General features: G+C 61.3%; 18 protein-coding genes. 11 read left to right on the top strand and 7 right to left on the bottom strand.

The window, feature by feature from the left end; all coding sequences use genetic code 11:
- The 5 genes from AB4Y81_RS12210 (at window position 1) to AB4Y81_RS12190 (ending at window position 4,931) form a co-directional block, all read left to right on the top strand.
- Window positions 1-942, top strand: a complete 942-nt coding sequence (locus AB4Y81_RS12210) for a carbohydrate ABC transporter permease (protein WP_416429920.1) — start codon at window positions 1-3, stop codon at window positions 940-942.
- Window positions 939-1,841, top strand: a complete 903-nt coding sequence (locus tag AB4Y81_RS12205; RefSeq protein WP_441995991.1) for a carbohydrate ABC transporter permease — start codon at window positions 939-941, stop codon at window positions 1,839-1,841. The genes AB4Y81_RS12210 and AB4Y81_RS12205 overlap by 4 nt, the downstream gene beginning before the upstream one ends.
- Before the next feature lie 63 nt (window positions 1,842-1,904).
- On the top strand, window positions 1,905-3,008 hold the full coding sequence (locus tag AB4Y81_RS12200) for a Gfo/Idh/MocA family protein (protein ID WP_441995990.1): 1,104 nt from the start codon (window positions 1,905-1,907) through the stop codon (window positions 3,006-3,008).
- 1 nt (window position 3,009) lies between these two features.
- Entirely contained in the window at window positions 3,010-3,756 is a 747-nt protein-coding gene (locus tag AB4Y81_RS12195; RefSeq protein WP_441995989.1) for a ThuA domain-containing protein, read from the top strand.
- Between the two features lie 5 nt (window positions 3,757-3,761).
- On the top strand, window positions 3,762-4,931 hold the full coding sequence (locus tag AB4Y81_RS12190; RefSeq protein ID WP_441995988.1) for a Gfo/Idh/MocA family protein: 1,170 nt from the start codon (window positions 3,762-3,764) through the stop codon (window positions 4,929-4,931).
- 58 nt (window positions 4,932-4,989) lie between these two features.
- On the opposite strand, the gene AB4Y81_RS12185 is transcribed toward AB4Y81_RS12190, so the two are convergent.
- The gene (locus tag AB4Y81_RS12185; protein WP_441995987.1) at window positions 4,990-6,036 is read right to left on the bottom strand and encodes a PDDEXK nuclease domain-containing protein; all 1,047 of its coding nucleotides are present in this window, start codon (window positions 6,034-6,036) and stop codon (window positions 4,990-4,992) included.
- A gap of 346 nt (window positions 6,037-6,382) precedes the next feature.
- On the opposite strand from AB4Y81_RS12185, the gene AB4Y81_RS12180 reads away from it, so the two are divergent.
- Window positions 6,383-6,757 carry a hypothetical protein gene (locus AB4Y81_RS12180; protein ID WP_422757468.1) on the top strand — a complete coding sequence of 125 codons (375 nt, stop codon included), beginning with the start codon at window positions 6,383-6,385 and terminating at the stop codon, window positions 6,755-6,757.
- A gap of 25 nt (window positions 6,758-6,782) precedes the next feature.
- Here AB4Y81_RS12180 and AB4Y81_RS12175 read toward each other — a convergent pair whose 3' ends face one another.
- The gene (locus AB4Y81_RS12175; RefSeq protein WP_229778695.1) at window positions 6,783-7,277 is read right to left on the bottom strand and encodes a hypothetical protein; all 495 of its coding nucleotides are present in this window, start codon (window positions 7,275-7,277) and stop codon (window positions 6,783-6,785) included.
- Between the two features lie 68 nt (window positions 7,278-7,345).
- Between AB4Y81_RS12175 and AB4Y81_RS12170 the strand changes: the two genes are divergently transcribed.
- Window positions 7,346-8,245 (top strand): hypothetical protein, encoded by a 900-nt coding sequence (locus AB4Y81_RS12170; protein ID WP_441995986.1) that lies wholly within the window; start codon window positions 7,346-7,348, stop codon window positions 8,243-8,245.
- Here the strand turns inward: AB4Y81_RS12170 and AB4Y81_RS12165 are convergent.
- On the bottom strand, window positions 8,226-8,687 hold the full coding sequence (locus AB4Y81_RS12165; protein ID WP_193590028.1) for a DUF5956 family protein: 462 nt from the start codon (window positions 8,685-8,687) through the stop codon (window positions 8,226-8,228). The two genes, AB4Y81_RS12170 and AB4Y81_RS12165, sit on opposite strands and share 20 nt — an antisense overlap.
- A gap of 178 nt (window positions 8,688-8,865) precedes the next feature.
- Here AB4Y81_RS12165 and AB4Y81_RS12160 point away from each other — a divergent pair, with 178 nt between their 5' ends.
- The gene (locus tag AB4Y81_RS12160) at window positions 8,866-9,024 is read left to right on the top strand and encodes a hypothetical protein (protein ID WP_441995985.1); all 159 of its coding nucleotides are present in this window, start codon (window positions 8,866-8,868) and stop codon (window positions 9,022-9,024) included.
- A 35-nt stretch (window positions 9,025-9,059) separates the two neighbouring features.
- Here AB4Y81_RS12160 and AB4Y81_RS12155 read toward each other — a convergent pair whose 3' ends face one another.
- Together AB4Y81_RS12155 and AB4Y81_RS12150 are read right to left on the bottom strand one after the other, a co-directional pair.
- Window positions 9,060-9,350: a DUF4190 domain-containing protein gene (locus tag AB4Y81_RS12155; RefSeq protein ID WP_181423339.1), complete on the bottom strand. Its 291-nt coding sequence runs from the start codon at window positions 9,348-9,350 to the stop codon at window positions 9,060-9,062.
- 115 nt (window positions 9,351-9,465) lie between these two features.
- Window positions 9,466-9,750 carry a hypothetical protein gene (locus AB4Y81_RS12150; RefSeq protein WP_441995984.1) on the bottom strand — a complete coding sequence of 95 codons (285 nt, stop codon included), beginning with the start codon at window positions 9,748-9,750 and terminating at the stop codon, window positions 9,466-9,468.
- A gap of 699 nt (window positions 9,751-10,449) precedes the next feature.
- On the opposite strand from AB4Y81_RS12150, the gene AB4Y81_RS12145 reads away from it, so the two are divergent.
- The 3 genes from AB4Y81_RS12145 to AB4Y81_RS12135 all read left to right on the top strand — a co-directional run bounded on the left by AB4Y81_RS12145 (window position 10,450) and on the right by AB4Y81_RS12135 (window position 12,480).
- Entirely contained in the window at window positions 10,450-11,088 is a 639-nt protein-coding gene (locus tag AB4Y81_RS12145) for a hypothetical protein (RefSeq protein ID WP_155845947.1), read from the top strand.
- Between the two features lie 445 nt (window positions 11,089-11,533).
- Entirely contained in the window at window positions 11,534-12,301 is a 768-nt protein-coding gene (locus tag AB4Y81_RS12140; RefSeq protein WP_441995983.1) for a daptide-type RiPP biosynthesis methyltransferase, read from the top strand.
- Entirely contained in the window at window positions 12,298-12,480 is a 183-nt protein-coding gene (locus AB4Y81_RS12135) for a hypothetical protein (RefSeq protein ID WP_441995982.1), read from the top strand. Before AB4Y81_RS12140 ends, AB4Y81_RS12135 begins: the two co-directional genes overlap by 4 nt.
- 31 nt (window positions 12,481-12,511) lie before the next feature.
- Here AB4Y81_RS12135 and ggt read toward each other — a convergent pair whose 3' ends face one another.
- Both ggt and AB4Y81_RS12125 read right to left on the bottom strand, forming a co-directional pair.
- The gene (gene ggt, locus AB4Y81_RS12130) at window positions 12,512-14,368 is read right to left on the bottom strand and encodes a gamma-glutamyltransferase (RefSeq protein WP_441995981.1); all 1,857 of its coding nucleotides are present in this window, start codon (window positions 14,366-14,368) and stop codon (window positions 12,512-12,514) included.
- A gap of 109 nt (window positions 14,369-14,477) precedes the next feature.
- A complete protein-coding gene (locus AB4Y81_RS12125) occupies window positions 14,478-15,422 on the bottom strand; it encodes a hypothetical protein (RefSeq protein WP_441995980.1) in 945 nt (314 codons plus the stop codon).
- Window positions 15,423-15,426 lie beyond the last annotated feature (4 nt).

The raw sequence follows: 15,426 nt of genomic DNA, 5'->3' as shown, positions 1-15,426 counted from the left end.
ATGGCCCTCAAAACAATCCCGCCAAGCCGCGGCCCAGCAAAAACAAGCGGCCGCGACCGCGCCGAACGCAAGCTCGCATTCCGCATGACCGCCCCGTCGCTGGTGATCATGGCGCTGGTGGCGGCAGTCCCCATCGGCTACGCAATCTGGCTCTCGCTGAATCAGTACAGCGTCCGCACCGCAGGCCTGTCCCGCTTTGTCGGCCTGGAAAACTACATCAACGCCCTCGCAAGCCGGGAGTGGTGGGCGGCTTTCGGCCAGACCTTCCTCTTCGCGGGCCTGTCGGTCAGCCTGGAACTGGTCCTCGGCACGGCCATGGCGCTCCTGCTCAACCTCGCGTTCAAGGGCCGCGCGGTCCTGCGCACCGTGGTGCTGCTGCCGTACGCGATCATCACCGTGGTCAGCGCCATCACCTGGCAAACGATGTTCCAGCCCAACATGGGCCTGGTCACCAACGTCCTCTCCGCACTGGGGCTGCCAGGCGGCGACGTCGTGTGGCTCGGCGAGCACGGCTACGCGATGGCCGTGATCGTCATGGCCGACGTCTGGAAGACCACGCCCTTCGCGGCGCTCATCATTTTGGCCGGCCTGCAGGTCATCTCCGCCGAAACGTACGAGGCCGCGGAACTCGACGGCGCCAGCAAATGGCAGACCTTCGTCAACATCACCCTGCCGCTGTTGCGTCCGGCGATCGTCCTCGCCGCGATCTTCCGCACGATGGATGCCCTGCGCGTCTTCGACCTGCCGTTCGTCCTCACCCGCGGCGCCAACGGCACCGAATCCATGTCCATGCTCGCCTACACACAACTGCGCGAAAACCGGCTGGTGGGCGAAGGATCGGCGCTGTCCATCCTGACCTTCCTCACCGTCATGGTGGTCTCCGTTATCTACGTCCGCTTCGCCGGCGGCAACATCCGCGACGTCGCGAAGGAGGAACAATGAGCACGCTGACTGCTGAACGCCCGACGCCGGAACTCGCCACGCGCGCCAAGGCGCCGAAACGTCGTCGCTTGCGTGGGGAGGCGAAACTGCACCCCATGGTGTGGGTGTTCGTGGTGGCCGTCATGGGCTTCTCACTCATCCCGTTCTACTGGCTGGTCAACACCTCCCTTAAGAAGGGCGCGAGCCTGTCCCAAGGTGAGCTCTTCCCGAGCCAGCCGACCCTCGAGAACTATCTGGTGGTCTTCCAGAACCCCGAGTTCCTCCTGGCGTTGCGCAATTCGGTGATTATCGCCGTCGTGACTACAACGGTGGCGCTGGTGTTCGCGTCCTTTGCCGCCTATGCGCTGGCCCGGTTGAAGATGCGCCGCAAGGCGATGATCCTGACGCTGATCCTCTCGGTCACCACGTTCCCGGCCATCGCCATCGCGGCTCCGATGTTCTCCATCTGGCGCGAGATCGGGCTGTACGACACGTTGCTCGGCCTCATCATCCCGAAGCTGACGTTCGCGTTGCCGCTGGCGATCTACACGCTGACGTCCTTCTTCAAGGAGATTCCGCGTGAGCTCGAGGAATCGGCGTACATGGACGGCGCCACGCCGTTCACCGCGTTCCGGAAGGTCATCCTGCCGCTGGCGGTCCCCGGCCTGGCGACGACGGCGATCCTGGTGTTCATCTCGGTCTGGAACGAATTCCTCCTGGCCGTCACGCTGAMCACCTCGCCCGAAGCCCGGCCCGTGCCCGTCGCGATTGCGTTCTTCAGCGGCACCAGCGAGTTCGACCAACCCCTCGGCACCATCAGCGCCGCGTCGGTGATCATCACCGTCCCGCTCGTGATCCTCGTGCTGCTGTGCCAGAAACGCATCGTTTCCGGCATGACAGCCGGCGCGGTCAAGGGCTGACCCCGTCACAAAATCCAAGAACCACCCACTGACTCCCAGAAACCCGGAAAGAACAGGAACAACGTGAGCATTCAGCAGCAGGCCCCGTCCGCAACCCTCAAAGTGGGAGTTGTGGGCATCGGTTGGGCCGGCCAGCAGCACCTCAAGGCGTACAGCAACATCGACGGCGTCGAGATCGTCGCCGTCGCGGGCATGGAGGCTGACCTCCTTGCCCAGCTGAAGGGGGAGTACAGCATTCCGCACGCGTTCGCCCGCTGGGAGGACATGATTGAGCTGGAAGGCCTCGACGCCGTCAGCGTCGCCGTGCCGACGTTCCTGCACGCACCCATCGCCATTGCCTCGCTCGAGCGCGGACTGCATGTGCTGAGCGAAAAGCCGTTGGCGCGAAACGCCGTCGAAGGTCAACAGATGGTGGACGCCGCCCGCAAGGCCGGCCGCGTCCTGGACGTCGCGTTCAACCATCGTCGCCGCGGCGACATCCAGGCGCTCAAGGAAGTGATCGACGCCGGGACGCTGGGTCGCCCGTACTACGCTAAGGCGTCGTGGCTGCGCAGGCAGGGCATTCCGATGCTGGGCAGCTGGTTCACCAACCCGGAGCTGGCCGGCGGCGGACCGCTCGCTGACATCGGCGTGCACGTCCTGGACTACTCGCTGCATCTCCTCGGCGAGCCGAAAGTCCTGGCCGTCTCGGCGTCGACCCATTCCGAACTCGGCCCGCGCGGCCTCGGCGGCAACGCCCGGTACACGGCGTCGAACTCCAGCCACAAGTTTGAAGTGGAAGACTTCGCCTCCGCATTCATCCGGCTGGAAGGCGGCGGGACCCTGATCCTGGAAGCCGGTTGGGCCGCGTACCGCGACGAGCGGGACCTGATGGACTTCACCGTTTACGGGACCGACGGCGGCGCGGACTTGCGCTCGGTCGGCGCCTCCGAGAACCCGGTGGCGGACGTTCACGTCTTCACCGAGAAGGACGGCGAAAACGCGGACTTCGAGGTGGTGGCCGAACCCGGGCGAGCCCACCAGGCCGTCGTCGACGACTTCATCGCCGCTGTGCGCGGCGGCGAGACCGTGTGGGGAAGCCACGATGGTTCGCTCGCCCTCAGCCGGGCCCTGGTGCTTGATGCCTGCTACAAATCCGCCCTTGAACAACGTGAAGTGGTGCTCTGAAATGTCTGATTCGAAATTGAAGATTGTCGTCTGGAACGAAGCTGTCCACGAGGCCCGCAACGAGCCCGCAACCATCGGCGAGATGTACCCCGAAGGGATCCACGGCGCCATCGCTGCCGGGCTGCGCGGCTTCTACCCGGACTCCGAAATCACGACGGCGACACTCGCCGATCCCGAGCACGGTCTTTCTGAAGAGGTGCTGGAGCAGACCGACGTGCTGCTGTGGTGGGGGCACATTGCGCATGGGGAAGTCGCTGATGAGGTGGTGGAGCGCGTGCAGCGCCACGTCCTAGGCGGCATGGGACTTGTGGTGCTCCACTCCGGGCACTTCGCCAAGATCTTCACCCGCTTGTTGGGAACCACCTGCTCGCTGAAGTGGCGCAACGAGKGCGAACGCGAGCTGGTGTGGACGGTCAAGCCGTCGCACCCCATCGCAGCCGGCATTGAGAGCCCGATCGTCATTCCGCAGCAGGAGATGTACGGCGAGCTGTTCGACATTCCGGAGCCTGATGACCTGATCTTCATCAGCTCGTTTACCGGGGGAGAGGTGTTCCGTTCCGGCGTGACGTTCTCCCGGGGCAAGGGCCGGATCTTCTACTTCAGCCCCGGCGACCAGGAATACCCGGTGTACCACCAGCCACAGATCCAGAAGGTCATCGCCAACGGTGTCGGCTGGGTGGCCCAGCCCGGTGTCTTCCGGGAGTCACCCGAGGTTTCCAACCCTTCACGGGGCTGGTTCGAGGCCTAAAGACGATGAGCACTCCTCTTCCTAGCGGCCGTCCGTTGGGCGTGGCCGCCATCGGTTACGCCTTCATGGGGAAGGCCCACTCGAACGCGTGGCGGAACGTGGCCAGCTTCTTCGACGTCCCGGGCTTCGAGCAGAAAGTGCTGGTTGGCCGGGACGCCTCGGCGGTGGCCGATGCCGCTGCCAAGTACGGTTGGGCCGAGTCAGCCACGGACTGGCGTTCCGTAATTGCGCGGGACGACATCGACATTGTGGATATCTGCGCGCCCGGGTGGATGCACGCGGAGATCGCTCTGGAAGCTCTGGCCGCCGGGAAGCATGTGCTCGTGGAGAAACCGCTGGCCAACACTCTGGGTGAGGCCGAGTTGATGGCTACCGCCGCAGCTTCGGCGCGGGGCCGGGGCGTGCAATCGATGATCGGCTTCAACTACCGCCGCGTCCCTGCACTTGCATTGGCCCGCGAACTGATTGCCGAAGGGCGTCTTGGAACCGTGCGGCACGTCCGTGCCGCCTACCTGCAGGACTGGCTTTCCGACGTCGAAACCCCCATGAGCTGGCGGCTCCGCAAGGAGACGGCCGGCTCCGGAGCGCTGGGCGATATCGCCTCCCACGCCATCGATCAGGTCCAGCACCTCACCGGGCAGACCGTCACTGAGGTGACAGGCACGCTGCGGACCTTTGTGACTGAACGCCCCGGCGCCGCTGGGCTGGAGAAAGTGACAGTCGACGACGCCGCGTGGGCCACTTTGGGCCTGACCGGCGGCGTGAGTGCCTCCGTAGAAGCGTCACGAGTGGCTACGGGACAGAAGAACTCTTTGAAGATAGAGATCTACGGGTCTTTGGGTTCGTTGACGTTCGACCTGGAGAATCTGAACGAGCTCGGTTTCCTGGACGCTACGGTTCCCGTGCGGGAGCAGGGCTTCCGGCGGATCCTGGTCAACGAGCCCGAGCACCCTTACGCTGCGGCGTGGTGGCCGCAGGGCCACGTCATCGGTTGGGAGCACACGTTCACGCACCAGGTCCGCGACTTCCTCCTTGCCGTTCGCGACGGAAGCGAGCCGTCGCCGTCGTTCGATGACGGGCTGCAGATCCAGCGGGTGCTGGCCGCCGTCGAAGAGTCGGCGCGGAACAGGAGCACGGTGACTGAGGTACGGGAACGGGTTGGCGCCAGGGCGTGAATCTGCGGCGAAGTATTTTCCTTCTCACGAACTCCGGGTTCGCGACCGGCGGCCCATTTCATTCAGCTGGCTTTTCTGGCAAAAAACCCTGTGCAAGGGCAGTGTCAATAGCCTTAGGCGACGGCAGCGAAGCTTGTTCCTGGGCAGGCAGGGCGTCGTAGGTGTAGGAGCTCACTGCAATGGGCTGCGACGATCCGTCAAGGGCATAGCGAACCGTCCGTTCGTGCTTTGAGCCGCAAACGAGGATTCCCACGGTCGGTTCCATGCCCGGGAACCGCACCATGTCATTTATGGCGGCGACATAAAAATTCAATTGACCGAGGTGTTCCGGCCGGAATTTGCCTGATTTCAGTTCAACGACGACGAAACGGTTTGTCGGCACGTGAACCAACAGAAGGTCGATGTAGAAGTCTTCTCCGTCAACGTCCAAGTGGTACTGGCGACCGTAAAACGCAAAGCCGCGGCCAAATTCGGCCAGTGTCTGCGACATCCGAAGAGTCATTGCTTCTTCTATCGCAATCTCTTCTGCCTCCTTTGTCAGCCCAAGAAAGTCCAGGACCAACGGGTCCTTGGCTAGGTCGGCAGCAAGGTTTGCGCCCTCGCCGGGGAGACGATGTTCGAGATTGTTCGGTGCTTTCCCCGTGCGATCACGAAGACGGGTCAGGACTTGATGTTGAAGTACCGGAAGCGTCCAGCCATGCAGCGCCGCCTGAGCCGCGTACCAGTCCCGCTGCACGGGATCCCTTAGCTTGAGTAATTCGATGATGTGGCCCCACGGCAATTGTGCAAAGCTGCTTTGCACTCCCGAGTCCGGCCAATCCCAAGCTGCGGCAAAGGCCCTCATATAGAAGAGGTTGCGTCGGGAGAAGCCCCGCATGCTGGGGAATTCACTCCGCAGGTCGTTTGCAAGGCGATCAAGCACTTTAGTTCCCCACGGTTGGGTAGTTTGTCGATCGAGGATTGTGCGCCCAATACCCCAGTACAACTTCAGCATCGCCATGTTAACCACGCGTTGGACGCGGCTCTGTGCCGTTCGCACTTGATCCTTCACAGAGGCAAGAACCTCGGCGTATGGACCTGGTAGCTCGGGGTGAATCGACTTCATGGTGGAAACCGTAGCCTGCCCCTCCGACAATCAAAGCTCATGCCCAGCAGTGAGTAGATCCGGCTGCGGCGCCGAGTGAACACGCTCGGTCGCAATTGTGCAAAGCGGCTTTGCACAATTGCGACCAGACGAACGGACCACATGGCCCATGTTCTTGGACGACTCACCCGAGCCCGCCTGCCTCCAACAGCAGCCACGCCGGCGAATCACCAGCTCACGGCTGCCATGGGAACCCAGACATCGAGTTTAGGTATGACAAGCTCGCGCCGCTCCGGGGGGACAACGCGTGGTCCGGCGTCGCTCTTCAATCCCGGGCACGCGGCGGCCCTGCTGGTTGTCTAGGGGTATGGAACAACGCTTTGTGCGCTACCAGTCGACTGCCACTGATGCCAAGGGGCGGTATCTCGGTATCTTCGCCTTGGCGAACCGATTGGCGAAGGAGGGAAGCCTCAGCGCCGAAGATTGGGGCAGCTGGCGAAGGGCAAACGATTTTTACGACGCGGCTTACGTCACGCCTGAGGCATCGTTCTATGCAAGGCCGGGTGCGCAAGCGTGGTTCAAAGTGTCGGCCACTCACCTGTTGGAGAAAACGGATTTCTACATCGATCTTCTGCGCCGACATGATGTTCCCTGCAGGGCTGTCTACTCAAGCGATCCGGGCAACGTCCTCTATGAGGACGATGTTCAGGTTGTCGTCATTCCGTACGAAAGGGAGCTCTAATCAATCTAATGAATCCATTGATGGGTCAGGTCTGCTTTCGGCTCGCGATCACGTCAGAAAGCTGCTGCACGTCGGCGGGGTTCGCGTCCGTGGCAAGTGCAACGTAGTGGTCCATGACGGCTGGCCGGTAGCGAACTGGCAACGTCTGTCCCGGAGCAAGCCGGGTGAGGGCGGTAATCGTCAGACTTTCGTCTGCGATACCGCGGAACGAGATGCCGTCGGCGGTCTCCACGTCGAGCATCAGGACAACGCGCGGGTTGCTGTTGACCTCGCGCCAGTCAACGAGAACACCAAGCGCCAGCGTCCCGTTGCGCAGTTCCGCATTGCGCCTCCGCGCTTCACCGCTGAGGAGCGGGTTCGGGGCGACGCCCGGGAAATTGGGGCCGACGCCGAGGGACTCCCGACTCAGGTCCGGCCTGAGATGCTCCACCAGACCGTTGAGCTTCTTCTTCGAACCGAACATTCTGACCTCTTCCCCCATCAGCGGTGCCGAATTTTCGGCGCTTTGCTTCGCCCTCACGGCGATTCTATGCCACGAGCATTCCCGGTCGGAGTTGCTACAGGGGCCGGAATGGTATCCGTGAGCCTGTGAACACACCTCCCGAACCTGCTTCGAATGTTTTGCTTCGAATCGTTGCCGTGATGAGATTGCCTGAACTGATGGGGGTCCCAATGCACTGGTACAAAAAGCACAGCAGTTTGCGTCCAAGCCGAGGCAACCTAGATTGGTTGAATGCACGGAGCGAAGGAGATCTGCCGTACTTCACGGGCATGGATGCTGCTGGCTGGGAGGACTCCACCTGGATCCTCAACGCGTTCTACGAACTCCCGTCCAACCGAACGCTTCCGACTCATGATGAGTTGCGTAAAGCCAGCATAGTGGCGGGTGATGAGGAACCCCTGATGTTTGGCGAGGTCAACCTTGACGAAATGACGATTGCTACGGGGAGCGAACTTGGATACGCGACAAGGCCGCCGGCAGATTGGCAGCGGCGGACGTGGGCGGAAATGCTACTCCGGTTCCCGCACCCCCACCCAGCTGGAGGTCCCCCACCGTGTTACCGATGGTTTCCCGCAACAGACTTCCCGGCAAATATCCAGTTGCCCACCGAAGGTTCCATGTCTGAGGAAGACTTCTCCGAGCTTATCGATGTCCTTTCGAGGTATTCGCCCACCGCCGATTGCTCTGTTTATTTCGCAAACGTATTCAGCACCTATCCGGACCCATGCGAAGCACCCGTGTATGACACGAACTTGACGAAGCTCCCCTCCCTTATTCGAGAGATCAGCGAAGATCGCCAAGTCTTCACACCCGCGAACATCTGGTCATCCGATAGATCCTGGCTTGTTTACACCGATTACGATCTTTGGGCGACCAAAGTCAGCAGCAGCTCAGAACTCATCAACGAACTTCGCGCCAACCCGCTTCTTGAAACCCTCGACTGGGCGCCGGGTGGCTCGTCGAGTCTCAGCCCCGGTAAAAGCTAGCCATGGCCTCCTTCGCGGGACCTGCCATTGTGGACGGACGTAGTCCATCGACCGGAAGTCGCGCAGTTGTGGCATCCCAGATGGCACCCCAAAACGTATCGTCGTCAAGGTCGACGCCGGACGGACGACGGATGAACCAGTAGAATCCGCGGGGTCTTGGCGGGATTCCCGCGTCGGCCAGATAGGCATCGACGTCATCGTCGATTGATGACAGATCCGCTTCTGTCAGCGGGAATTGCTGTCTCTGTTCTTCGCCCCCAGGCAGGCGACGGGCAATGGAACCATTACGGCCACTGGATGCTGCGAGTACCCTCGCAACGTTGCCAGGACCGGCGGCCCAGGTGACTAAGGCGCCCCATCCATTCTCCGTAGCCAGTATCCAATCCTGTGGAGGCTCCTGCAGTTCAGTGCACTCCCACGGGTCGTGAGTCATGTTCACCATCTTTCATCCTTGATCGAAGCAAGCAAATCCCTGGGTCGATACAGAATGGGTTTTCGAGCGGCTGCCGTACACCGGTCATCCGTCGGTGCTGGGCAACAAATCTGGCACACCATCCAACGTCCAGGAAAATTGCCGATGGTCTGCTTAGCATTGGGTCTAACGACTTCTTGGGGGAGCAATGAACTTGAGTCCGGCTTTTGGAATTATCGGAATTCTTTACGCCGTCTTCGTGATCGTGGTGGCCGTCCTGGCGGTGTATGCCTTGGACTTGACCATTATCTTCTTACGACTGCGCATCGCTGAGTTGAAGAGGGCTGCGCGCACTGGGGATGGCTGAGACATTCCTTCAGCCACCGGTCGAGTCTGGCTGCGTTACTGGGCCATCTGCTGCAGAGCAACAGGGATATACGTGACCACGTTGAGCAGGGCCCAGGTGGCAAGTCCATAGCCGACTACGAGGGCCAGAATCGCCAGTGTGCGACCCCTCTCGTTCTTTCGACGGATCTGATTCAACGAGACGTGTCCGGCCCCGACGGCAAAGGTTGCGAGAATGCCTAAGCCAAAGAACCAAATCCCGGAAAAGGCAAAAGCGCCCAAGAGAATTGCCAGGATAGCCAGTTTGTTAACCCGCGTGCTGGTCAGCGGTGCCGATGTAGATGACAAACTCACAGTTTCCCCATTTCGTAAGTGTCAATTCAGTCTAGCCTCGAAGCGGATGCTTACGGGGGCGGGTTCTCGGAGAAGGTAAACGATCAGAGTGACCCCTGCCGCAGCAAGTTCACCCGTGGCCGTCTGCCTCCAAACCCGGCACCACAGCAGCAACTATTGCGTCGTTCTCCGCCGACCGTCGGCTCTTCAACCACAACGCCGACGTCCGCCACGCCAATCCTTTCCGTTGCCTCGGTCCAGGAGCGATGAAGGGCTGCCGTTTGTGGGCCACGTAGGTCGCAACCATCCCAACAGCCGCGGCGAAGGACAGCCACGCTGCCAACGGATTACTGAAGTATGCGATGCCGGCTGCAATTAGGAGTGCGGCAGCCGCAGTAAGGGTCAATAGCTTCATCGCCTCAGGATGCACCACCAAACGGCACTCGCGAGTAGCACGACAGGAAATGAGTGGTCTTTTGGGGTTCTCTAGGTGCTCGCCAAGCCAAAAATGAGTGGTGGTCAGAGCTGTCTAGGTGCTGGACCGGTCTCCCCCTGTCGAAAACGGCGGACCGTAATGATGCGGAATGGACAACTCCGCTCCACCACCTAGACGACCGCGGGTCACCACCTAGATGACCACAAATCGCCACCTAATTTGGGCAATCCACCACCTAGTTTTCAAACTTTGATCCTGTGCAAGCAATTCCATTCAGTTAGATGCCGATAGGTGCGGTGTTCACCGCAACCAAATTTGGATGCAAAAGTATCCAATTACATCGGAGGAAATTTGAAGAAGAATCTCTTGATGTCCACAAGGGTGGTCTTGGCCACGACACTGAGCGCTTGTCTCTTGGCAGCCGGTCTGGGGCCTGCTGTGGCCGATGACCACCGGGGTGGTTCACGCGCGATCGAACACACACGGTCGAATCCGTTGAGGGGCGATGCCAAATCGCCCATCGCGACCGTACCGGTTGCGGGCACTGAAATAGTTACAACCGACGAACAATCGCAAGACAGCATCTCGGTATCGCTTCCCGGGACTCCTGCGCTTCCCGACGACGTGGATCTAAGCGGAGTACCGGCTGGGCTCTTTCATGGCGAGGATGCTCCGCTGGTGAGCACAGCGCTGCCCGGGGCATCGGTCACCGCCTACGCAACTGAGTACGGAAGTCAGTCCATCATCAGCATCGAGGGTGAAGCGGCGCCCCACGAGTATCGATTCGATTTGGATCTTCCTTCAGGGGCGTCAGCAGAAGTGAACGCTGACGGTTCTGTTCGGATCGTCGACGCCACCGGCAAACCGCTGGGTCTGGTTCAGGTTCCGTGGGCATACGATGCCAACGGGGCGAAGGTTCCCACGTCGTTCTCCCTGTCAGGTTCGGAGCTCGTCCAAACAATTGCCCATGATGCCTCTACGGCTTACCCGGTAAAGGCGGATCCAAGTATCCAGTGGATTCCGTGGCCGGTGCTCGCCGTCTGGGGCGCGGAGATAAAGGCCTTCAGCTCCATTTCAGTCGCACTTGGGGCTGGTGGGGCATGGGCTGGATGTACCTTCACGCGGCTTTCCGGAGCGCTGTCTAAGATTGTTAGCCAGATCTGTACCGTTGTCGGTATTGCCGGCGTCAAGGGCGTAGTGGATGCTGTCGCTTCCGTATGGGGGCCTTCGTACATCAATAGCAACACCTGTTACGGCGTTCCCTTGTACAACCCTCGGGGTGGCCTTGCGACTATGCCAGCGCGGGACTGCTGGTAGCAGAGGCGCTGCTGACCAGGGAGAAACCATGAAATGGTACAGGTACGTTCATCCAGCAATTTTCGTTGCTTCATTCGTGCCGCTCGTGTTCTCTATGGTTCCGTTTTGGCACGGCGTCGCAATACCGCTCATTGCTCTCATCCCCTTTGCGGCCAACGAAATCTGGCTTTCCCGAAAAGTCAGGAAGCCGTCTGGCGGTAAGACCCCGTAGGCATCCTGGCGGTGAGCCCTCGGCGCACGGACATTTGACCGGCGCCGAGGGTTTGCACGTCTGAAGGGCTTGGGCCACCTAGACGAGGCTCGTTACACCACCTAGACGAACCCAAACAGCCCCTAATTTCGTCCGATTCACCACCTAGTTTTGCCGTTCCGCCCTGTGGCGCCCCCGGCCGCACGTAGTGTCGATTCCAAGAACGAACACGCCGAAACTGGGGGAAGGTCACAGATGACAACCACACCGGAACGGGCCATTGATCCTGTCCTGCAGGCCTTGGAAGGCGGAAGCCGTCCCAGAGACCAGCAGGAGATCCATGGATGCCGCCTTTATGACCACATCCTCTCCAAGGACCTGACGGAGATTCCCGAGATCATGGCCGCGGTTGGTGAAACCCATGGGCCGATCCTTGAAGTGGCCCCAGGTTCAGGCCGCCTCACTTGGCATCTCCGTTCCTTGAGGCGGGAGGTGGCTTTGGGAGAGGTGGGTACAGCTTGCGCCGCTTTGGTGGAAACGTATGGCTGCGTCGTCCTTGGGGCCAGTTATGCCACACTCCTTGAGCCGCGCCGCAGGCGGATGCTGTTCCGCGAGGTGAGTCGGGGCTTGGCTCCGGACGGACGCTTCCTGATGACCGTGGTCAATGCTGATCACCGCGCCGAGAAGGAAACCATCAACGGCGGCACCACAATTTCCCAACTGGGGGAGGACGCATTCCTGATCACTGTTGAAAGCCGGGATGCCCTTAACGGCGCACGTCACCTGAACATGAGCTACGTCAGCTTCAACGAGTGTGGAACCTACCGGTCGTCTGAGTACACGAGTGATGTCGCTTTAGTGAGCACCGAACTCCTCGAAGAAGAGCTCAATGCGGAGGGTCTCAGCGTTCTGGAGCGCCGGCCCATCGCAGTTGTCCCCGAAAGCCCCGACATTCAAGAGCTCAACCTTTGGATGTGCGCCCGCAATCAACAGGGCCAGACAGATGTAAAGGATCGTCCATGAGCAACAAATCGATGAGCTGGCTGATCCTGGCCATGATCCTGGGATTCTATTCCCTGTACGTCTTCATTTCCGGTGCCAGCGACTCCGTTTGGTCGCTCACCACCGGAGTCGTTTGCGCCCTCGCTGCCTGCACAGCCTACTGGCGTTCCCGGCTGGAACGCAGAGCGGACCGCGGCTGACAATGCCGCGGTCCGCTCTGACGGTAGAAAGCTACTTGAGCTTAGGACCCTTTCCAGGGCCTTGACCGTGGTCGGAGACCACCATCGCAGAACCCCCTCCGCGACGAGTCGGCTCGGATACGGCGGTGAGCTTGCCGCCGTCGCCGAATTCAATGGCAGTAGCCGCGCCGATCTCAGCCGCAGATGTGAAAGCATCACCGGCCGGAACCAGATCGTGTCCCAGGGACTCCAGCGCCGGCCCATAAGCGTCAATGAACGCTGGTTCGGAGCTGACGGTGGCTCCGTTCCTGGGCGCTGCCCGTGGAGCCGCGAGGGCCTCGGAGATGCTCATGCCCAGGTCAACCCGGTTGATGATCGTCTGGAGCACAGTCGTGATGATGGTGGAACCGCCTGGCGAGCCGAGGGCAAGGAACGGGGCGCCGTCCTTCACGATGATCGTGGGAGACATGGAGGAACGCGGCCGTTTCCCCGGCTGGATACGGTTAGGGTCGGCGGCGTCGTAAACCGTACTGAAGTCAGTCAGCTCGTTGTTCAGCAGGAATCCGCGGCCAGGAACAACGATTCCCGACCCACCCGTCTGCTCAATCGTGAGCGTGTACTCCACCACGTTTCCCCACTTATCCGCAACGGTCAGGTTGGTGGTGGAGATGTTCTCGGTGTCGGATTCTTTGGCGAGCGGTGCCGCCGAAGTCGGGCACGCGCCGTCGTAATTGGTGACGTCACCCGGGGCTACCGGCTTCTTGGCCGCTGCTGCCGGATCGATCAGGCAAGAGCGTTCCTTTCCGAAAGCAGGGTCCAGGAGGGCCTGGGTCGGAACCTTCACGAACGCAGGATCGCCGACGTATTTGCCGCGATCTGCGAACGCAAGCGAACTCGCCTCGAAGTAGTGGTGCAGCGCGTCCGTTGCTTTCATTTCGGAGAGGTTGAACGGCGCCAGGATATTCAGCGCCTCCCCGACAGTGGTGCCGCCGCTGCTGGAGGGGCCCATGCCGTAGACGTCATAACCGCGGTAGGTCATGTGGGTGGGATCCTGATCCACCACCTTGTAGTCGGCCAAGTCCTTGGCTGTCATGAAACCAACAGGAACGGGCAGCGTCGGTTTGGCGACCTTGGGCGGCGCCTTGACGGTAGCGGCGATCTCCGTAGCCAGCTTGCCGCCATAGAAGGCGTCCGTGCCTTCCTTGGCAAGCAGCCGATAGGTCGCCGCGAGGTCGTGGTTCTGGAAGACGCTTCCGACGGCGGGAGCCTCGCCACCGGGGAGGAACAGGTCCTTGGTCGAGGTGAAGTTGCTGAACCGTGCCTGGTTGTCCTTGGTTTGCTGGCGGAACGTTTCGTCCACCACGAAGCCCCGGGTTGCCACCTTGATGGCTGGCTTCAGCGCGTCACCCAGGTCCATGCTGCCCCACCGTTCCAGGGCGCGTTCCCACGTGGCCGGAGTGCCGGGGACACCGACGGAGACGCCGCTGGTCACCAGCTGCGGGGTGAAGGGGTAGGGCTTCCCTGTGGCGGGGTCAATGAATGCATCGTTCGGCATCGCCGCCGGAGCAGTTTCGCGGCCGTCAATCGTGCCGACTTTTCCGGTCTTGGCGTCGTAGAACACGAAGTATCCGCCGCCTCCTATGCCGGCACTGTACGGTTCGGTGACTCCCAAGGTCGCGGCAGCGGCGACGGCGGCATCGGCTGCGTTGCCGCCCTTTTTCAGGACCTCAATCGCTGCTGCCGAGGCTTCCGGATCCACGGTGCTGACAGCTCCGCCATATCCGGTGGCCGTAGCTGTTTTCTCGGTTTCACGAGGATCGGCGGAAGCCGGGCTTGCTATCCCCACGCTCGTTGCGCCGAGTGCGAAGGCTGCTGCGACAGCGGCCAGCTGACGTCTCACATGTGTCATGGTTTCTCCCAGAACTTTCCCAGACGATGATGTGGGCGAACGGTTCGGTCACCCTACCCCGGGGTTCTGCGAGGGACAACGGTTGATTCTTGAAGCAGTGGGTATTGACCTACTGCTTGCCAGCGCCCTGTCGTGCGGCGATGGTCCGGACAGCGACGCCTACCAGGCCGATACCCAAGGCCAACAACACTGTTGGACCGGCACCGCCGTCGGGCCCCAACGCTGCGGTCAGGACCTGCTGGCCCATGAGCACCATCTCAGGGATATCGCCGGCAATGACCCGGGTCCCCAGAACCGACTGGACAGCTGTGAAAATCGCCGGGATAACCCACAGAAAAACAAGGTTCAGCACCCACACCACTACACGGCGGGTAGGTTTGAGCCCGCACCAAGCCAGCGCGCAACCCACCAGGACAGCGGGAACCCAATGGGCGATGGCCGGTACTTGGATGGGCAGGTTCTGCCGCCCTGCGACACCGACTGCCCACGCAACAGTCCAGGACGTAAAGGGGACGGCCATGAGTCCTATACCCAAGGCTGCGATGGCCCGCGTCTTTGCTGCAACCAGGAGAAGCGCCACAAGGGAGGCAGCCAGCGAGGAGATGACGCCGGCGAGGAGGCCAAAGTAGTAGTAGTCCGTGAGCTTTCCTCCAGCGAGGCCGTTGTTCAGTGCCGTGAACGACTGGACCGTTGCTACAACCTGGACCATCAGGACACCGCCCACCGCACACCACGTCGCTACCCCTCGGTGAACGGGCTTCCAGAGCCTGATCACCAGTCCGGCCGCTGCTCCTCCGGTGGTCAGGAGTGCGATCAGGGTCAGGACTTCGTATTGGCTAAGGGGCAGCAGCGCCAAGGGCATCTGATCCGGCATGACCTGGTTGGCCCAGAGGTTCTGCAGGGGGAGCTTCGCGCCGGTAATCCACCACGGGGTGAGGCCGAGCGCTGCGGCAAGGAAGCCGATCGACAAGGCCACTGCGGCCTCGCGGGCGGCGCTGCTATGGCGGTTTTCCGACGCCGGAGCGTGGTTCAGTGCCTGCGGGGCGTGGCTCACGGAA

Source organism: Paenarthrobacter sp. TAF1, from assembly GCF_052113825.1.
Lineage (GTDB): Bacteria > Actinomycetota > Actinomycetes > Actinomycetales > Micrococcaceae > Arthrobacter > Arthrobacter nicotinovorans.
The sequence above is the reverse complement of the archived record's forward strand: the minus strand, read 5'-3'. Positions and strand labels throughout refer to the sequence as shown.